The 17717-nt window shown below is 68.2% G+C and carries 17 protein-coding genes and 1 other RNA gene; 15 read left to right on the forward strand and 3 right to left on the reverse strand.

The features are described 5' to 3' along the window. The first annotated feature begins 21 nt into the window (after positions 1-21). The 5 genes from rnpB to ACTZWU_RS10425 all read left to right on the forward strand — a co-directional run bounded on the left by rnpB (position 22) and on the right by ACTZWU_RS10425 (position 4179). An RNA gene (gene rnpB / locus ACTZWU_RS10405) (RNase P RNA component class A) lies at positions 22-398 on the forward strand. Between the two features lie 152 nt (positions 399-550). Then, positions 551-718: a 50S ribosomal protein L33 gene (gene rpmG / locus ACTZWU_RS10410; RefSeq protein ID WP_022707377.1), complete on the forward strand. Its 168-nt coding sequence runs from the start codon at positions 551-553 to the stop codon at positions 716-718. A gap of 173 nt (positions 719-891) precedes the next feature. Continuing rightward, positions 892-1350, forward strand: coding sequence for a (2Fe-2S)-binding protein (locus ACTZWU_RS10415; protein WP_444737288.1), 459 nt, complete (start codon positions 892-894; stop codon positions 1348-1350). Beyond that, on the forward strand, positions 1350-3629 hold the full coding sequence (locus tag ACTZWU_RS10420) for a xanthine dehydrogenase family protein molybdopterin-binding subunit (RefSeq protein WP_444737289.1): 2280 nt from the start codon (positions 1350-1352) through the stop codon (positions 3627-3629). Before ACTZWU_RS10415 ends, ACTZWU_RS10420 begins: the two co-directional genes overlap by 1 nt. Beyond that, positions 3622-4179, forward strand: coding sequence for a nucleotidyltransferase family protein (locus ACTZWU_RS10425; RefSeq protein ID WP_444737290.1), 558 nt, complete (start codon positions 3622-3624; stop codon positions 4177-4179). Before ACTZWU_RS10420 ends, ACTZWU_RS10425 begins: the two co-directional genes overlap by 8 nt. A 78-nt stretch (positions 4180-4257) precedes the next feature. On the opposite strand, the gene ACTZWU_RS10430 is transcribed toward ACTZWU_RS10425, so the two are convergent. The 3 genes from ACTZWU_RS10430 to ACTZWU_RS10440 form a co-directional block, all read right to left on the reverse strand. Then, positions 4258-5628: an aspartate aminotransferase family protein gene (locus ACTZWU_RS10430; RefSeq protein ID WP_444737291.1), complete on the reverse strand. Its 1371-nt coding sequence runs from the start codon at positions 5626-5628 to the stop codon at positions 4258-4260. A gap of 11 nt (positions 5629-5639) precedes the next feature. Then, a complete protein-coding gene (locus ACTZWU_RS10435) occupies positions 5640-7097 on the reverse strand; it encodes an NAD-dependent succinate-semialdehyde dehydrogenase (protein WP_444737292.1) in 1458 nt (485 codons plus the stop codon). Between the two features lie 114 nt (positions 7098-7211). Beyond that, complete coding sequence (locus tag ACTZWU_RS10440) at positions 7212-7697, reverse strand: Lrp/AsnC family transcriptional regulator (RefSeq protein WP_444737293.1); 486 nt, start codon at positions 7695-7697, stop codon at positions 7212-7214. Between ACTZWU_RS10440 and ehuR the strand changes: the two genes are divergently transcribed. The 10 genes from ehuR to doeB all read left to right on the forward strand — a co-directional run bounded on the left by ehuR (position 7696) and on the right by doeB (position 17586). After that, positions 7696-9123, forward strand: a complete 1428-nt coding sequence (ehuR, locus tag ACTZWU_RS10445; RefSeq protein ID WP_444737294.1) for a MocR-like ectoine utilization transcription factor EhuR — start codon at positions 7696-7698, stop codon at positions 9121-9123. The two genes, ACTZWU_RS10440 and ehuR, sit on opposite strands and share 2 nt — an antisense overlap. A gap of 199 nt (positions 9124-9322) precedes the next feature. Next, positions 9323-10330, forward strand: coding sequence for a TRAP transporter substrate-binding protein (locus ACTZWU_RS10450; protein ID WP_444737295.1), 1008 nt, complete (start codon positions 9323-9325; stop codon positions 10328-10330). Between the two features lie 66 nt (positions 10331-10396). After that, the gene (locus ACTZWU_RS10455; protein WP_444737296.1) at positions 10397-11059 is read left to right on the forward strand and encodes a TRAP transporter small permease; all 663 of its coding nucleotides are present in this window, start codon (positions 10397-10399) and stop codon (positions 11057-11059) included. Between the two features lie 3 nt (positions 11060-11062). Continuing rightward, entirely contained in the window at positions 11063-12346 is a 1284-nt protein-coding gene (locus ACTZWU_RS10460) for a TRAP transporter large permease (protein WP_444737297.1), read from the forward strand. Positions 12347-12350: 4 nt separating this feature from the next. Further along, positions 12351-12791: a universal stress protein gene (locus ACTZWU_RS10465; RefSeq protein WP_444737298.1), complete on the forward strand. Its 441-nt coding sequence runs from the start codon at positions 12351-12353 to the stop codon at positions 12789-12791. Between the two features lie 13 nt (positions 12792-12804). Next, the gene (locus tag ACTZWU_RS10470; protein ID WP_444737299.1) at positions 12805-13509 is read left to right on the forward strand and encodes a maleate cis-trans isomerase family protein; all 705 of its coding nucleotides are present in this window, start codon (positions 12805-12807) and stop codon (positions 13507-13509) included. Beyond that, positions 13503-14450, forward strand: coding sequence for a hydroxyectoine utilization dehydratase EutB (gene eutB, locus ACTZWU_RS10475; RefSeq protein ID WP_444737300.1), 948 nt, complete (start codon positions 13503-13505; stop codon positions 14448-14450). The genes ACTZWU_RS10470 and eutB overlap by 7 nt, the downstream gene beginning before the upstream one ends. After that, on the forward strand, positions 14447-15406 hold the full coding sequence (locus ACTZWU_RS10480) for a cyclodeaminase (RefSeq protein WP_444737301.1): 960 nt from the start codon (positions 14447-14449) through the stop codon (positions 15404-15406). Before eutB ends, ACTZWU_RS10480 begins: the two co-directional genes overlap by 4 nt. After that, a complete protein-coding gene (doeA, locus tag ACTZWU_RS10485) occupies positions 15407-16603 on the forward strand; it encodes an ectoine hydrolase DoeA (RefSeq protein ID WP_444737302.1) in 1197 nt (398 codons plus the stop codon). Next, complete coding sequence (gene doeB, locus ACTZWU_RS10490) at positions 16600-17586, forward strand: N(2)-acetyl-L-2,4-diaminobutanoate deacetylase DoeB (RefSeq protein WP_444737303.1); 987 nt, start codon at positions 16600-16602, stop codon at positions 17584-17586. Before doeA ends, doeB begins: the two co-directional genes overlap by 4 nt. The last annotated feature ends 131 nt before the right edge of the window (positions 17587-17717 follow it).

Raw genomic sequence — 17717 nt, forward strand, 5'->3', positions numbered from 1 at the left:
CTGCGCCATATCCCGCCGCGTGCGGGGGGCCGGATGGCCGCGGCAGGCCTGTCCTGTCGAGGAAAGTCCGGACTCCACGAGGCAACGGTGCCGGGTAACGCCCGGCGGGGGCAACCCCAGGGAAAGCGCCACAGAGAACAGACCGCCCATCCCCGGATGGGTAAGGGTGAAACGGTGGGGTAAGAGCCCACCGGGGGGCTGGCAACAGCGCCCGCATGGCAAGCCCCACCGGGAGCAATGCCGAATAGGGATCGCGCGCGGGGCAACCCGCAGGGCCGCCTTGCCCCAGCAGATCCGGGTAGGCAGCTAGATCCGTCCGGCAACGGGCGGACCAGATGAATGGCCATCCAGCCGCAGAACGCGGTGGACAGGATCCGGCTTACAGGCCCTCCGCACATGAATGCCGAACGTTTCCCGGGCTTTCTGACCCGCCCTGCCGAAAAGCCCGGATTCGCGGTTGACTTCGCCGCCTTGGCGGATAAAAGGCGGCTTCCATACGGAATTCACGGGGTTTGCGGCGCGCGATTGCCCCGAAGCAGGAGCGATAAACATGGCGAAGCCGACCACCATCAAGATCCGGCTGAACTCGACCGCCGGCACCGGGCACTTCTACGTCACCAAGAAGAACGCCCGCACCATGACCGAAAAGATGACCGTCCGCAAATACGATCCGGTCGTCCGTCAGCACGTGGAATACAAGGAAGGCAAGATCAAGTAAGATCTGCCTGCCTGCCGGTTCTTTAAGGGCCGGGCGCATCAGGGCCGCATCCGCAAGGATCGCGGCCCTTTCGCATGACGCCGTTGCGACCTTGGGGGCGGCGGCCCGCCGACCCCGCGCCGTGACCCAACGCAAGTCTTGCGGCAGAAGCGCACGCAGCCTAGCTTTCGCGCATGGAACTCAGGATCAACGGACGGACGACCCGGATCGAGGCCGACCCAGACATGCCCCTGCTCTGGGCGCTGCGTGATGTTCTGGGCCTGACCGGCACGAAATACGGCTGCGGCGTCGCGGCCTGCGGGGCCTGCATGGTGCATGTGGACGGGCAGGCGGTGCTGGCCTGCCAGACCCTGATCGGCGATGTCGAGGGCGAGATCACCACGATCGAGGGTCTGGGAACGCCCGCATCCCCTCATCCCGTCCAGGCCGCGTGGATCGAACAGCAGGTCGCGCAATGCGGCTATTGCCAATCTGGGCAGATCATGGCGGCGGCGGCGCTTCTGGCGCAGAACCCCGACCCCTCGGACGAGGATATCGACACCGCGATGCAGGGCAATCTCTGCCGCTGCGCCACCTATCCCCGCATCCGCGCCGCGATCCGCAGTGCGGCCCTGCGGCTGGGGGCCACCTGATGGCGCGCGGCTTTTCCCCCGGCCAGCCCCGCCGGGGCGGTCTTGCGCGGGCGGGCCGCATCGCCCGGCGCAGCCTGCTGATCGGCTCGGTCGCGGTGGCGGGCGGCGTAGCCTTCGGCGCCTGGCGCTACACGCGGCCCTTGCCCGATCCCTTTGCGGGTGACGCCGAGACCGTCGCCCTGACCCCCTATGTCGTGATCGACGCCGGGGGGATCACCCTGATCGCGCCCCGCGCCGACAAGGGGCAGGGCAGCCGCTGGATCCAGGCCGCCCTGATCGCCGAGGAACTGGACATCGACCCGGCCTCGGCCCGGATCGCGCCCGGTCCGGTCAGCCCCGCCTATTACAACCGCGCCCTTCTGGCCGAGAACCTGCCCTTTCTGCCGACCGATGAGGGCTGGCTGGCGCGCAATGCCCGCGCGGCCTCGGATATTCCGGCCCGGCTTCTGGGCCTGCAGATGACCGGCGGCAGCTCGACCGTGCCCGACGGGTTCCGCAAGCTGCGCGAGGCCGGTGCCGTCGCCCGCGAGACCCTGAAAGAGGCCGCCGCCCTGCGCGAGGGCCTCGACCGCGTCGCCCTGCGGACCGAGGAAGGCCATGTCGTCCTGCCCGACGGACGCCGCATCCCCTATACCGAACTGGCCCCCGACGCGGCCCGGATCGAGCCCGTGACCACGATCGTCCTGCGCGATCCGGCGCAATGGCGGCATCTGGGCAAGCCGATGCTGCGCGGCGACATCGTCGCGAAATCCACCGGCACGCAGGAATTCGGCATCGACCTGCGCCTGCCCGACATGCTTTACGCGACCGTCCGCGCCGCGCCCGAGGGCGGTCAGGCGCGCCTGATCGACGACAATGCGGCACGCGCCATGCCGGGCGTCCATTCCGTCACCGCGATCGAGGGCGGCGTGGCCGTTCTGGCCGAAACCACCTGGCACGCCTTTCGCGCCGCCGATGCGCTGCTGCTTGACCTGACCGGCCCGCCCGACCGCCCCGCCGACAGCGCCGCGATCTGGGATGCTTTGACGCGCTCGCTCGACGAATCCGGCCATGACAGCCGCAACCGCGATGACGGCGATGTCGAGGCCGCGCTTGGCGCGGAAGGCGCCGTGATCGCGGCGGAATACCGCGTGCCCTTCCTGGCCCATGCGCCGATGGAGCCGCTGAACGCGACCGTCCTTGTGACGGACGAGGCCTGCCATATCTGGGCGGGCACGCAGATCCCCGATTTCGTCGTCACCCAGACCGCGCGGCTGACCGGCCTGCCCGAGTCCGCGATCCGGCTGGAAAACCCGATGATCGGCGGCAGTTTCGGGCGCAGGCTGGAACTGGACTTCATCCTTCAGGCGGTGCGCGTGGCGCAATCGGTGCCCGGCCGCCCCGTCAAGATGACCTGGACGCGCGAGGAGGACTTTGCCCAGTCCCGCCCGCGCCCCGCCCAGATCGCCCGCGCGCGCGGCCGCATGGGCGAGGCCGGGATCGAGGCGCTGGACCTGACCATCGCCTCGCCCTCGGTCATGTCGTCCTGGTTCGGGCGCGTCTGGATGAACCCGCCCGGCCCCGATATCAGCATCGTGGCGGGCGCCTGGGACCAGCCCTTCGCCATCCCGCATTTCCGCGTGACGGGCAAGCGCGCCCCGGATCTGGCCCCCGTCAGCAGCTGGCGCTCGGTGGGCGCGTCAAGCACGGGCTTCTATCTCGGCAGCTTCATGGACGAGATGTTCGAGGCCGCCGGGATCGACCCGTTCGAGGGCCTCCTGCGCGCCTGCAACGACGATGTGTCGCGCGCGGTCATCGACGAGGCGCGGCGCCTGTGCGACTGGCGCGGCCGTCAGCCCGGTCCGGGCCGGGGCAGGGGCGTCGCCTTCTGCCTCAGCTTCGGCGTCCCATGCGCCGAGGTGATCGAGGTCGAGGACACGCCCGATGGCCTGCGCATCACCGAAGCCTGGGCGGTGGCCGATATCGGCACCGTGCTGGACCCGGTCAATGCCCAGGCGCAGCTTTCTGGCGGGATGCTCTTCGGGCTGGGCCATGCGATGAACTGCCAGATCACCTATGCCGACCACCGCCCGGAACAGCAGAATTTCTACGACCATGACGGGATGCGCTTGCCGCAATGCCCGCGCGTGACGACGCGGCTTCTGGAAAACGGCCCCGTGCGGGGGTTGGGCGAACCGGGCCTGCCGCCCGCCGCGGCGGCGCTCGCCAATGCGATCCGCGCGGCGACCGGCCAGCGCCTGCGGCAGATGCCCTTCGCCGACCAGATCCGCTTTGCATGAGGGCGGCACGACGGCGCTCCTGCTTGCCGCAGGCGCCTCGCGGCGCTTCGGCGCCGAGGATAAGCTCATCGCTCATCATCGCGGCCAGCCTCTGATCGCCCATGGTGCGGCCGCGCTCAGGGCGACACGCCTCGCACAGCGCATCGCGGTCATCGCCAATCCCGCGCTGATCCCGCACCTCGCGGGCTTCCGGATCGTGACTCTGCCGCCCGGCACGGCGCCGCTGCACTCCACCAGCCTGCGCGCGGGCCTCGCCGCCGCGGGTCAACCAGACCGACTGCTGATCGCGCTCGGCGACATGCCCGGGATCACCCCGGCCCACCTGCAGGCGATCATCGACCGCACAACCCCCGACCGCCCCGCCGCCTCGACGAATGGTCGGGCGATCCTGCCCCCCGCCTGCTTTCCCCGCGCCGTCCTGCCGCGCCTCGCGGCGCTGACAGGCGACCGGGGCGCCGCCAGCCTCCTTCGGGACCTCCCCGAGGGACAGCTCATTTTGGCCCCCGACCTCCTGGCCGATATCGACAGCCCCGGGGACCTCGCACCCTGAACCCTTCTTCTTCACGAAAATATCCCACAGGGGGGTCCGGGGGGACGTGAAGTCCCCCCGGCCGTCGCGGGACGCAATTCAGCCCAACACCTCGGCAACCGCCTCGGCCGTCACCTCGACGATCCGGTCGGCCTCGGCCTCGGTCAGGCACAAGGGCGGCGCAAAGCCCAGAATGTCGCCCTGCGGCATGGCCCGCGCGATCACGCCGCGTTTCAGCATCGCCGCGACGACCTTGGCGCCCTTGGCCTCGGAGGCCTCGAAGAAACGCCGCGCCTCGCGATCCGCGACCAGTTCCACCGCGCAGAGCATCCCCTCGCCGCGCACCTCGCCCACATGGGCATGGGCGCCCAGGGCTTCCTGCATCTGCCGGTTCAGATAGGCACCCACGCGACCCGCATTGCCGACCAGCCCCAGCTCGTCGATCAGGTTCAGGTTGGCGATCCCGGCCGCAGCGCCGATCGGATGGGCGGAATAGGTCCAGCCATGGCCCAGGACGCCGTTCTCGTCCGTCCCCTGCTCCAGCACCTTCCACATCCGCTCGCCGACGATGGTCGCGGACAGGGGTGCATAGGCGCTGGTCAGGCCCTTGGCGCAGGTGATCAGGTCGGGCTTCATGCCGTAATGATCGCTGCCGAACATGGTCCCCAGGCGCCCGAAGCCGGTCACGACCTCATCCGCGATCAGCAGGATGTCATGGCGCGCCAGAACCTTCTGGATCGCCGCCCAATAACCGGCGGGGGGCGGGACGATGCCCCCGGTGCCAAGGATCGGCTCGCCGATGAAGGCGGCGATGGTGTCGGCGCCCTCGGCCTCGATCAGCGCCTCCAGGCGCTCGACGCAATGGCTCACGAAATCGGCCTCGGACATGGCGGCGTCGGGGCGGCGGAAGTAATAGGGCGCCTCGGTATGGATGACCTGAGCCAGAGGCAGGTCGAACTTCTTGTGGAACAGCTCCAGCCCCGTCAGGCTGCCCGTGACCAGCCCTGATCCGTGATAGCCCCGCCAGCGGCTGATGATCTTCTTCTTCTGCGGGCGGTTCAGGATGTTGTTGTAATACCAGACCAGCTTGACGTTGGTCTCGTTCGCATCCGATCCGCCAAGCCCGAAATAGACACGCGCCATGCCCTCGGGCGCGCGGTCCATGACCATCTTGGACAGCGTGATCGAGGCCTCGGACCCATGCCCTGCATAGGCGTGGTAATAGGCCAGCTCATGCGCCTGTTTCGCAATCGCATCCGCGATCTCTTTGCGGCCATAGCCGACATTCACGCAGTAGAGCCCCGCGAAACCGTCCAGCAGACGGTTGCCGTCGCGGTCGGTGATGTGGCAGCCCTCGCCCCCGGTGACGATGCGCTGCGGCGCTTCTCCGCGCGCGAATTGCGCCAGATGCGTCGAAGGGTGCATGAAGTTCTCGCGGTCCCACCGGGCCAGTTCGTCATTCGTCAGCATTGTCATTCCTTTCATGCCCAGTCACGGCAGACATATTTGATCTCGGTAAAGGCCTCGAGGCCCTGGCGCGCGCCCTCGCGGCCCAGCCCCGACTGCTTCATCCCGCCAAAGGGGATGGGCGCGCCCGTCACCTTGGTGCGGTTCACGGCGACCATGCCGTATTGAAGCGCGCGGCTGAGGCGGTAGATGCGGCGCGGGTCCTGGCTGTGCAGGTAGGCGATCAGCCCGTATTCGCTGGCATTGGCGCGCGCGATGACCTCGTCCTCGGAGTCAAAGGGGGTCAGGGCGGCGACGGGGCCAAAGGTTTCCTCGCGCATGATCGCGGCCTCGTCGGGCACATCGGCCAGCACGGTGGGCTTGTAGAACAGCGGACCCAGTTCCGACGCGATAGCGCCCCCGGTCAGCAGGCGCGCGCCGTGGGCCAGCGCGTCATCGACATGGGCCTGCTGCTTGGCAATCTGACGGTCATGGATCAGCGGACCCAGATCGGCATCCTCGATCCCCGGTGCAAGGCGCAGGCCCTCGACGGCGGCGGTGAAGCGGGCGCAGAACTCGTCATAGATGGGCCGATGGATGTAGAAGCGGTTGGCGCCAAGGCAATCCTGCCCGGTCGTGGCGAACTTGGCCTTGATCGCCTCGGCCACGGCGCGGTCCAGATCGGCGCCCTGAAAGACGATGAAGGGGGCATGCCCGCCCAGTTCCAGCACCAGACGTTTCACCGTATCGGCGGATTGGCGGTAAAGCAGCCGCCCGATCTCGGTCGAGCCGGTGAAAGACAGAGCGCGGACGCGCGGATCGGCGGTCCATTCGCCGACAATCGTCGCCGCATCCCCGATTACCGTGTTCACCACGCCCTCGGGAAAGCCCGCCCGCTGCGCCAGCACCGCCAGCGCCAGCGCCGACAGGGGCGTTTCCGCCGAGGGGTGGATGACCACGGTGCAGCCCGCGCCAAGGGCGGCGGCGGCCTTGCGGGTGATCATAGCGCAGGGGAAGTTCCAGGGCGTCACCAGTGCGGCCACGCCCACGGGTTCGCGCCACAGCTCCATCTCGGCATCGGGCAGGTGGCTGGTCACGCCCTCGATATTCGGGCGCAAGGCCTCTTCGGCGTAGAACTGCACGAAGCTGGCGGCATAGTCGATCTCGCCCCGCGCCTCGCTGATGGGCTTGCCCTGTTCGGCGACCATGATCCGGGCCAGATCTTCGCGGGCGGCCAGAATCAGCGCGTGCCAGCGATGCAGGATCGCGGCGCGGTGTTGGGGCAGCATCGCGGCCCAGCCGGCAAAGGCGTCTTGCGCGGCATCGACGGCGACACGAGCGCCGGCCTGATCGCTGATGCGGACCTGCGCGACGACGGCGCCGGTGGCGGGGTCGCGCACGGCCAGCCGCCCTTCGGCGGGGAAATCGCCCGCGCCGGGCAGCAGCGCGGGATCGGTCAGGCTTTCGGTCAGGCTTGTCTGGTGATCCAGCATGGCAAATCTCCTTTACGGCGCCATGATGGGGGTAGGGGCAGGGGAAATTTCCCTGAAGATCGCCCGCGCGGCAGAGGAATCCTCTGCCCCTTCGGGCCGGGGCAGAGGATTCCTCTAGCCCAGCAGCGCAGTGGCGGGGGGCAGGTCCTTGACGGGCTTGGTCACGATATAGCTGAAATAGCGCCTCAGCCCGGCGCGGCTTTCCAGCAGCCCGTCCATCAGGTCCTGAAAGGCCGCCACATCGCGCGCGACCACATGCAGCAGATAATCGAAGCCCCCGCCGATGGCCCAGCAGCCGGTCACGGCATCAGTGCGGGCGATCACGCGCTCGAAGATCTGGAAGCTTTCCGCGCGGTGGCTGTCCAGTTCCACGGTGACAAAGACCTGCACATGCGCGCCAAGGGCGGCAAGGTCGATCTGGGCGCGGTAGCCGCGGATCAGCCCGGCCTGTTCCAGCCGCCGCATCCGGTCCCAGCAGGGGGTGGGCGACAGGTTCACCCGCGCGGCAAGCTCGGTCTTGGCGATGCGCCCCTCGCGCGAGAGCACCGCCAGAATGGCGATGTCGCGGTCGTCGAGGCGGAGGGCGCGGGGCGGGATCATGGCCCCGGTTCTTTCCGGCGGCGCGCGGCTTGTCAATCGCCCGGCTTGGCGCGATCCTTGGCGCATGACGCATTGGCCGCTCCGCAAGGATGACATCACCCGCCCCGCCTATCGCAGCCTGGCCCAAGGGATTGCGGCCGCCATCGATTCGGGCAGCCTGCGTCCCGGTCAGCGCCTGCCGCCGCATCGCGACCTGGCCTGGCAGCTTGGCCTGTCGGTCCAGACCGTCAGCCGCGCCTACGAGGAACTGATCCGCGCCGACCTGATCTCGGGCGAGGTGGGGCGGGGCAGTTTCGTGAAATCCGGCCCGCGCGAGACGATCGAGGTGCCCTGGTTCCGCGCCCCCACCGACCGCCCGCCGATCGACCTGTCGATGATGACGCCGGTCGCGCTGCCGCAGATCCGCACGGCATGGGCCGAAAGCCTGGTGCGCGTGGCCGGGCGTCTGCCCGATCCGGCGATCCTGTCCTTTCGCCCCCGCCAGACCATGTCGCTTTACGGCGGCATGGCGGCGTCCTGGCTGGCGCGCTGCGGCATGGTCGTGCCCGCGCAGCGCATCCTGATCACCAACGGCACCACGCCCGCGATGTTCGTCGCGCTGATGACGGTCGCGCAGCCCGGCGACATCATCGCGACCGAGGCCGTGACCTGCCACACGCTGAAACCCGCCGCCAAGCACCTGCATCTGCGGCTGCGCGGCATCCCCGATGACGGCGCGGGCATGGATCCCGACGCGCTGGAGGCCGCTGCACGCGCTTCGGGCGGACGGATGAAGGCGGTGTTCCTGTTGCCCTCGGGGGGCGGGCCACAGGCGCGGATCATCGAGCGCGACCGCCGCGAGGCGCTGGCGCGGGCTGCCACACGGGCCGGGCTGGCGATTCTCGAAAGCGACCCGACCGGGCCGATGCCCCCGCGCCGCCCGGCGGCCCTGTCCAGCTTCGCGCCCGAACGCAGCTTCTACTTCACGGGCCTGTCGAAATGCCTGTCGCCGGGGCTGCGGCTGGGTTTTCTGGCCATGCCCGAGACCCTGGCCGAACCCGCGCTGAACCGGCATCTGTCGATGTCCTGGATGGCGACGCCGCTGATGGCCGAGATCGCGCAGGACTGGATCACCGGCGGCACGGCGGACGCGCTGATCGAGGCGCAGCGCACCGAACTGGCCGCTCGCAACCGCATGGCGCAGCGCATCCTCGGCACGCAGGCGCAGGGCTTCCCGCATGGCCTGCACCGCTGGCTGCCCCTGCCGGGAGACGCGGACGAGGCCGCGACGCTGGCCCATGCGCTCTCCCACCAGATCGCGCTGGCCCCCGGCGCGGGCTTTGCCACGCTGCCCGCGCGACCCGCTTTGCGCCTGTCCATCGGCGGCGCCAGCATGCGCGAACTGGAACAGGCTTTGCGCATCCTTTCGGCAATCCTGCCCCGCTGAGCGGCGGCATTTTCCATGACAATTCGGGGTCGGTTTGACTCTGTCCGGGAAAATTGTCATGGTTTAATATATAAATTGACTTGAATTCAGCTTGCGCAGAACTCTCTGCCCAAGCCGGAGCGGGCGATCTCAGCCCCGAATCCTGCAACCCGAGGGCTGGCCGCGAACCGGCAACAAGCCCCCACCAACAGGAGAAGACATGACCTTCAAGACCCTGACCGCCGCCAGCGCCGCGGCGCTGATCATCGGTGCCGGAACCGCCATGGCCGACACCTGGCGCTATGCCTTCGAAGAAGCCCTCGACGAGGTGCAGGGCGTCTTCGCCCAGAAGTTCAAGGAAGAGATCGAGGCCAATTCGGACCACGAGGTCCAGCTGTTCCCCTTTGGCACGCTTGGCGAATCCGACAACATCCTGGAACAGACGCAGGCCGGCATCCTGCAATTCGTGAACCAGTCGCCCGGCTTCACCGGCGCGCTGATCCCCGAGGCGCAGGTCTTCTTCGTCCCCTACCTGCTGCCCGAGGACGAGGATCAGCTGGTCCGTTTCTTCCGCGAATCCGAGACGATCAACCGCATCTTCCCCGAGCTTTACGCCGATCAGGGGCTTGAGCTTCTGACCATGTATCCCGAGGGCGAGGTGATGCTGACCACCGACCGCCCCGTCACCAGCCCCGCCGACCTGAACGACGTGAAGGTCCGCGTGATGACGAACCCGCTGCTGGTTTCAAGCTATCAGGCCTTCGGCGCGACGCCCACGCCGCTGCCCTGGGGCGAGGTTTATGGCGGGCTTCAGACCGGCATCATCGACGGGCAGGAAAACCCCGCCTTCTTCATCGAATCCACGCGGATGTATGAAGTGACCGACCACATCACGCGGCTTGGTCACAACAACTTCACCACCGCGCTGATGGCCAACAAGGACTTCTTCGACGGCCTGTCCGAAGAGGACCAGACCCTGATCCGCAACGCGACCGAAGCGGCCTTCGATCACATCATCGAATACCAGCAGGGCCTGACCGAGGAATCGCTGGACAAGATCCGCGAGGCCAAGCCCTCGATCACCATCACCACCCTGACCGAGGAACAGCGCGCCCCCTTCCGCGAGACCGCCGGCACCGTCGAGGAGACATTCCTCGAGATCGGCGGCCCGCGCGCCCAGGAGGTGCTGGACCAGATGAAGGCCGACCTTGAGGCTGCGGCCGAGTAAACCACCCTGCCGACCGGCCCCGCCCGGGGCCGGTCGGTGCCCAGATCTCGCGCCGGAATCGCCCGCATGTCGAACCCCCTTCCTGACCCGGCCGAGCGGCCCTCTGACCTTCCCGCCCTCGAGGCAGGGGCCGAGATGCCGTCGGTCGGGGCCGACGATATCGACGACAGCGCCTATCGGTCCGGGCTGCCGGGACCCCTTGGCTGGCTGGATCAGGGCATCGCGCGGCTGGAATCGGTGCTGCTGGCGCTTGGCGTTCTGGCGATGGCGGCCAATACCTGCGCCAATGTCGTCGGGCGCTATGTCTTCGGCCAGTCGCTCTACTGGTCCGAAGAGCTCAATCAGGCGCTGATCATCCTGATCACCTTCGCGGGCATCTCTTATGCAGCGCGGCATGGGCGCCATATCCGCATGTCGGCCTTCTTCGACATGCTGCCCTTTCGCGCGCGCAAGCTGGCGATGGTGCTGATCTCGGCCATCACGGCGGCGCTGCTGCTGGGTTTGGCCTGGTATGCCTATCAATATGTCGCCACGCAGGCGGCGCGGGGGCGGATCATGCCCGCCCTGCGCATTCCGAACTGGTGGATCCTGGTCTGGGTGCCTCTGGGCTTCTTCCTGACCGGGCTGCAATACGCGCTGACCGCGATCAAGAACCTCATTGACCCTGCCATCTGGCTGTCAACCGGCACGCTGGAAGGTTACGACGACAACCGCGAGGAAGAGGTCTAGACCATGACCATTGCCATTCTGGGAACCATGGTCGTCCTGCTGCTGATCGGCTTTCCGATGATGGTGCCGCTGATCATCGGCGCGATCGTGGGCTTCGTCGGCATCTTCGACAGTCTGGGGCAGATGCCCACGCTGGTTCAGCAGGTCGTTGCTGGCATCCAGCCCGCCAGCCTGATCGCGGTGCCGATGTTCATCCTGGCCGCCGACATCATGACGCGCGGCCAGTCGGCGGGGCGGCTGATCGATCTGGTCATGGCCTTTCTGGGCCATATCAAGGGGGGGCTTGCGATCTCGACCGCGGGGGCCTGCACGATGTTCGGCGCGGTCTCGGGCTCGACCCAGGCCACGGTGGTGGCGGTCGGGGGCCCCCTGCGCCCGCGCCTGCTGAAGGCGGGCTACAGCGACAAGTTCACGCTGGCGCTGATCATCAACGCATCCGACATCGCATTCCTGATCCCGCCCTCGATCGGGATGATCATCTATGGCGTCGTCTCGGGCACGTCGATTTCCGAGCTGTTCATCGCGGGGCTGGGGCCGGGCCTGCTGATCCTGCTGCTGTTCTCGGTCTACGCCTATATCTACGCCGTCCGCCACAACGTCCCGACCGAGCCGCCCGCGACATGGCGCGAACGTGGCCGCGCCGTGCGCCGCGCGCTGTGGCCCCTGGGCTTTCCGGTCATCATCATCGGCGGCATCTATGGCGGCATCTTCTCTCCGACCGAGGCGGCGGCGGCCTGCGTCCTTTACGCGCTGTTCCTCGAGATGATCGTCTTTCGGGAGATGACGCCGAAACAGCTTTACGCGACGGCGAAATCGACCGGGCTTATCACGGCGGTCGTTTTCATCCTGGTCGGTGCGGGGGCGGCCTTCAGCTACATCATCAGCTTCGCGCAGATCCCGCAGGCGGTGCTGGGCGGCATCGGTATCGACGGGATGGGGCCTTACGGGGTGCTGTTCACCATCTCGATCGCGTTCTTCATCGGCTGCATGTTCGTCGATCCGATCGTGGTGATCCTGATCCTGGTGCCGATCTTCGCGCCGGTCGTGCAGGCCACCGGGCTGGACCCGGTGCTGGTCGGCACGATCATCACCCTGCAGGTCGCCATCGGCAGCGCCACGCCGCCCTTCGGCTGCGACATCTTCACCGCCATCGCCGTCTTCAAGCGCCCCTATGCCGAGGTGGTGAAGGGCACGCCGCCCTTTATCCTGATCCTGCTGACCGTGTCGGTCCTGCTGATCTTCTTCCCCCAGATCGCGCTGTTCCTGCGCGACCTCGCCTTCAGGTAAGCCCATGTTCGAGCGGATCCTCATTCCCTATGACGGCTCGACCGGGGCGGAACGCGCGTTGGTCAAGGCGGCGGAACTGGCGAAGCTTTGCGGCGCGCGGGTCGTGGTGCTGACCGTCTATCGCCACCATTCGATGCTGGAAGCGTCGCTGTCGATGGTGCGCGGCGCATCCGAGCCGGGGCATCTGGACGACGCGATGCGCAGCCATGCCCGCGACGCGGCCGATTACGCCAAAAGCCTTGTCCGCGACGCGGGCGTGGCCGAGGTCAGCGCGTTCATCCGCGCGGGCCAGCCCGCCCGGACCATCGTCGCCGTCGCGCGCGAGAAGAAATGTGACCTGATCGTTCTGGGCTCGCGCGGTCTTGGCGCGACCGAGGGCTATCTGCTGGGCTCGGTCAGTCACAAGGTGACGGGGCTGGCGCCCTGTCCCGTCATGGTCGTCTGAAAGGAAAATCCCGATGTGGGACGATGATCTTCACCGGTTCGGGCTGGTGGCTCTTGCCACTGACCTGACCATCGAGGGCGACGCCGCGCGCCTGATGCCGCAGGGCACACGCCTGCATGTGACGCGCATCGCGTTCGACAACCCGACCACGCGCGAGAACCTGCTGGCCACCGGTCCGCGCCTGCGGGCGGCGGTCGATCTGCTGGTGCCGGGCGTGGCGCTGAAGGGGATAGGGTTCGGCTGCACCTCGGCCTCGGCGGTGCTGGGCGACCGGATCGGGCCGCTCACCGGCGACCGTGCGCCCGTCACCACGCCCGCAGGCGCGGCGCTGCGCGGCTTTCGCGTGCTTGGCGTCAGCCGGGTGGCGCTGATGACGCCCTATCTGGCGGCGACGACCGATCTGGTCGGCGATCATTTCCAGGCCTCGGGGATCGAGGTGCTGCGCCGTTCCTCGATGGGTCACGAAGACGACCGCGACATGGCCATGCTGGGCGCCGCCGAGATCGTCGAGATGGCCGAGGCCAGCGACCACCCGGATGCTCAGGCGCTGTTCCTGTCCTGCACGGCCTTGCCCGCGCTGGACCTGATCGATGTGCTGGAGGCGCGGCTGGGCAAGCCCGTCCTGACCGCCAATCAGGCGCTGTTCTGGGCCATGCTGGACGAGGCCCGCATCCCCGCAACCGGCCCCGGCACCCTGTTCGGAGCGCGCACATGGTAGGGCTGGAGGCGATCCGCGACGCCGCAAGGCGCATCGAGGGGCAGGTGCTCCGCACCCCCGTCGCCCGGTCCGAGGGGCTGACCCAGGCTGCGGGCGTCCCGGTTCTTCTGAAGCTGGAACACCAGCAGACGACCGGCGCCTTCAAACTGCGCGGCGCCACGAACGCGGTCGCGCGGCTGGGCGATGTGGCGGGCGTCACCACGGCTTCGACCGGCAATCATGGGCGCGCTCTGGCCCATGCGGCGCGGGCGCGGGGGATGCGGGCGGTGATCTGCATGTCCTCGCTGGTGCCTGACAACAAGGTCCGCGCCATCCGCGATCTGGGCGCCGAGGCGCGCATCATCGGCGGCAGCCAGGACGAGGCCTTTCTGGAAGCGCAGCGCCTTGAGGCCGATGAGGGCTTCGCCCTGATCCCGCCCTTCGATCATCCCGACGTGATCGCAGGGCAGGGCACGCTTGGCCTCGAGATCATCGAGCAGATCCCCGAGGCGGCGGCGATCGCCGTGCCCTTGTCCGGCGGCGGTCTGCTGGCGGGCGTCGCGGCGGCAGCCAAGGCGATGCGTCCCGATATCCGCATCATCGGCATCAGCATGGAACGCGGCGCCGCGATGGCCGCCAGCCTTGCGGCGGGCCAGCCGGTCGAGGTGCGCGAATTGCCGACGCTGGCCGATAGTCTGGGCGGCGGGATCGGGCTGCAAAACCGGCTGACATTCCCGATGGTGCGCGACCTGATGGACGACCTGATCCTGCTGACCGAGGACGAGATCGCCGCCGGCATCCGCCACCTTGCGCTCGAGGGGCACGTGGTCGAGGGCGCCGCCGCCGTAGGCGCGGGCGCGGTTCTGGCGGGGCGGCTGCGCGGCCCCGGACCGCTGGTCCTGATCGTCTCGGGCGCGAATATCGACCCCGCCACCCATGCCGACATCCTGAGGGCCGCATGACCCCGCTGATCCTCACTGAACCCGACCTGCGCGCCCGCCTGACGCTGGACGCGCCCCTGATCGACCTGATCGAATCCGCCTTTGCCCGGCTGGCCGAGGGGGGCGTGGTCATGCCCCCGATCCTGTCCATGCACCTGCCGGACGTGAATGGCGAAGTAGACGTCAAGACCGCCTATATCCCCGGTTTTCAGGGCTTTGCGGTCAAGATCTCACCCGGTTTCTTCGACAATCCGGCGCGTGGCCTGCCCTCGACCTCGGGGCTGATGGTGGTCCTGGACAGCGAGACGGGCCGGGTGCGCGCGGTGCTGCTGGACAATGGCTACCTGACAGACCTGCGCACCGCCGCCGCCGGAGGCGTGGCCGCACGCTGGCTGGCCCGCCCTGATGCGACCCGCGCCGCGATCTTCGGCGCAGGGCTTCAGGCGCGGTTGCAGTTGCAGGCGCTGACCCTTGTCCGGCCTATCGCCGAGGCCATGATCTGGGCGCGCGACCCGGCCCGCGCGCAGGCGCTGGCCGCCAGCCTGACCCGCCCCGGACTGACGGTCCACGCGACCGCCGACCCCGCCGAGGCCGCAGCCTTCGCCGACATCATCGTCACGACCACGCCCGCCACTCAGCCCATCGTGATGGCCGACTGGCTGCGCCCCGGCCAGCACGTCACCGCGATGGGCAGCGACCAGCCGGGCAAGACCGAACTTGACCCCGCCTGCCTCGCCCGCGCCGATCTCTATGTCGCGGACCGCCTGTCGCAGACCCGCCTGATGGGCGAGTTGCGTGCGGCCATCGCGGCGGGCCAGCCCGATCGGGACCATCCCGAACTGGGCCAGATCATCGCCGGGCAGCGCCCCGGCCGAACCCATCCCGATCAGATCACGATCTGCGATCTGACGGGTACCGGCGTGCAGGACACAGCCATAGCCACCCACGCGCTTGCCGCGTTTTCGAAAGCCACTTGAATGCCTGAACTGCAAAGGACCCCCTACCGCTTCTCGACCGAGGAATACGAGCAGCGGCTGAAAAAGACCCGCGCCAGCATGGAAAAGCTGGGGCTGGATCTTCTGATCGTCAGCGACCCGTCGAACATGGCCTGGCTGACCGGCTATGACGGCTGGTCCTTCTATGTCCATCAATGCGTCATCGTCGGCCCGACCGGCGCGCCCATCTGGTTCGGGCGTGGACAGGACGCGCAGGGCGCGCTGCGCACCGTCTGGATGACGGACGATCACATCATCGGCTATCCCGACCATTACGTCCAATCGGTCGAACGGCACCCGATGGATTACCTCTGGGCGCAGCTGGCCGACCGGGGCTGGCATCGCGGCTTCATCGGCGTCGAGATGGACAATTACTGGTATACCGCCCGCGCCCATCAGCGCCTCTGCGACGGCCTGCCCGAGGCGCAGATCCTGGATGCTACGGGGCTGGTCAATTGGCAGCGCGCGGTCAAGACGCCCAAGGAACTGGAATACATGCGCAAGGCCGCCCGCATCGTCGAGCGGATGCACCGCCGCATCGCCGACCGGGTCGAGGTGGGGATGCGCAAATGCGATCTTGTGGCCGAGATCTATGACGCGGGCCTGCGCTTCGACGAATGGTCCCAGCATGGTGGCGATTATCCGGCCATCGTGCCGCTGTTGCCCTCGGGGCCGGACGCGGCGGCGCCGCACCTGACCTGGGATGACCAGCCGATGAAGCGCGACGAAGGCACCTTCTTCGAGATCGCGGGCTGCTACCAACGCTATCACGTGCCTCTGTCGCGCACGATCTTCCTCGGCACGCCGCCGCAAGAGATGCTCGACGCCGAAAAGGCCGTGCTGGAGGGGATGGAGGCCGGCCTTTCCGCCGCCCGCGCGGGCAATACCTGCGAGGACATCGCCAATGCCTTCTTTACGGTGCTGGACCGCTACGGCATCGTCAAGGACAACCGCACCGGCTATCCGATCGGCCTCAGCTACCCGCCCGACTGGGGCGAACGCACCATGTCGCTGCGCCGTGGCGACCGGACCGAGCTGAAACCGGGCATGACCTTCCACTTCATGACCGGCCTCTGGATGGAGGGCTGGGGCTACGAGACCACGGAATCCATCGTCATCACCGAGGCCGAGCCCGAGCTTTTCTGCAACATCCCCCGCCGGATGCTGGTGAAGGCATGAGCCCGATAACCCCCACCATCCCGCTGGACGGTCCCGGCAAGCATCACGGCTTCCTGCGGCTGCCCCATTCGCGCAATGACAGCGCCTGGGGCAGCGTGATGATCCCGATCACGGTCATCGCCCATGGCGACGGCCCGACGGCGCTGCTGACCGGCGGCAATCACGGCGACGAATACGAAGGCCCCGTCGCCCTTCAGCAGCTCGCATCCGAGCTGCAACCCCACGAAGTCTCGGGGCGCGTGATCATCGCGCCCTTCCTGAACTACCCGGCCTTCCGGGCGGGGACGCGGGTCAGCCCGATCGATCAGGTGAACATGAACCGCTGCTTTCCGGGCCGCCCCGACGGCACGGTGACGCAGAAGATCGCGCATTACTTCGACAGCGTATTGCTCCCGATGGCAGACATCGTGCTGGACTACCATTCGGGCGGCAAGACGCTGGATTTCCTGCCCTATGCGGCGGCGCATTACCTCGATGACGCCGCCCAGCAAGAGGCCTGCGTGGCCGCGATGCGGGCCTTCGGGGCACCTTTCTCGATGATGATGCGCGAAATCGACGCGGTCGGCATGTTCGACACCGCGGTCGAGGCCAAAGGCAAGACCTTCGTCACGACGGAACTCGGCGGCGGCGGCACGGCGACGGCGGCCTCGTGCCGCATCGCCCATCGTGGTGCGCTGAACGTGCTGCGCCATGCGGGCATCCTGGCGGGCGCGGTCGAACATCCCGAACCCTCGCAGATGCTCGACATGCCCGACGATGCCTGCTTCCACTTCGCCCCCCGCGACGGTCTCGTCCAGCCGCTCGCGGATCTGGGCGAGACAGTGTCCGAAGGCCAGCCCCTGGCCCGCATCTGGCCCGCCGACCGCACCGGCGGGACACCCGAGACCGTGACCGCGCAGCGCCCCGGCCTGATCGCCGCGCGCCACTTTCCGGGCCTCGTGCAGATGGGTGACTGCCTCGCGGTCCTGGCCGTCCCGGTCTGACACCGCACCCGGCACCTGGCTTTGCCTTGGTGCAAATATCCTCGGGGGGTGCAGGGGGGCAGACAGTCCCCCTGCCGCCATCCCCGCGCGCGCCCGCTTGACCTCAAGGCCCCACCCGCGCTTCATGGGCA

This window comes from Paracoccus sp. NSM, from assembly GCF_052379855.1.
Taxonomy (GTDB): domain Bacteria; phylum Pseudomonadota; class Alphaproteobacteria; order Rhodobacterales; family Rhodobacteraceae; genus Paracoccus.